Annotated in this window: 1 protein-coding gene; it reads left to right on the top strand. The window is 69.0% G+C overall.

Annotated features, from left to right (window positions below; translation table 11 throughout):
• Positions 1–1,089: hypothetical protein (locus Q8Q85_04815; GenBank protein ID MDP3773569.1), on the top strand; the 1,089-nt coding region annotated here is incomplete at its 5' end.
• Positions 1,090–1,170 lie beyond the last annotated feature (81 nt).

Below are 1,170 nucleotides of genomic sequence, written 5' to 3'. Positions count from 1 at the left end.
CAGGTGCCGCTCATGCTGGTGGATGTGCCGACGATGTTTTTCTTCACCGCCGCGGTCTACGCCGTGATCCAGGCGCTCGCGCGCGGGGGCGCGTGGATCCCGGCCGCCGCCATGCTCGTGACGGCCGCGGCGCTTACCAAGTATTCGGTCTGGCCGATGCTCGCCGCGGCGCTCGCGGCGAGCCTGGTGGGTCAGCGCCGGCAACCCGCGATGGTCGTGCGCGCCGGCGCGGTCATCGCCGGCGGTGGCCTCGCGCTCGCCATATATATAGTAGCGGCGCAGGACGTCGTCGCCGCGCAGCTCGCGCTGCTGCGCGACTATCAGGCCCCGGGGCTGGGGCGGTGGCGCGAGAGTCTCGCCTCCACGTTCCTGTTCCAGATCCATCCGTTCGTGACGGTCGCGGCGCTGGCGTCCGTTTTCCTGGCCTGGATACGGCGGGATGCACGCTACGCCATCCTCGGCGCGCCGTGGCTGGTCATGGGGTTGTTCGGTGCGGGGCGCATTCGCTACCTCATTCCGCTGTTTCCGCTGCTGGCATTAATGGCGGCCTACGGGTTGGAACTGATGCGCCACGCGCGGATCGAGCGGCTCGTGGTCTGGTGCGCCGTGACGACCTCCGTCGCGATCGCCGCCTTCGGCTACCTGCCGTTCCTGCGGCAGACGAGCGCGGCCAACCTGGAAAACGCCGGGGCGTTTCTCGACCGGCTCGCGGACCAGACGGTGGAGGTGTTCACGCTGGCGCAGACGGGCGCGACGATCAACCCGGCGGTCTCGGTGCCGCTGCTCGATTTCTACACGCGCAAGCGCCTCGTCTACCGCGAGGCCGGCACGGTGCCGCCGCCGGGGATCGCGACCTCGCCGTTGCGTTTCACCTGGGAAGCGCCACTGCCGCGCTACTACGCCGCGCCCGCCGGCGCACCGCCGGCAGCGACCGTGGTCGTCATCTCAAGCGCGCGCGGCCAAGCCCTGCCGCCGGCGGTGGCGGCACGGCTCAACGGTGCGTCTGCGCTCGCGTCCTTCGATCGTGCGGACGGCGTGTACGGGTATCAGACCCTGGTCGCGGTCTACCGCCGCGCGCAAGACTACTAGCTCGGGAGTCGAGTCATGGAAAACATCGAACGCAAGAATCTGGTCTGGGTGTTCGTGATCATCGGCTTTTTAAGCCTGTTG

The sequence above is a fragment of the Gemmatimonadales bacterium genome (assembly GCA_030697825.1).
In the GTDB taxonomy this organism is placed as follows: Bacteria; Gemmatimonadota; Gemmatimonadetes; order Gemmatimonadales; family JACORV01; genus JACORV01.
Note: the sequence above shows the minus strand (reverse complement) of the source record. Positions and strands in the feature narration are given on the sequence as shown.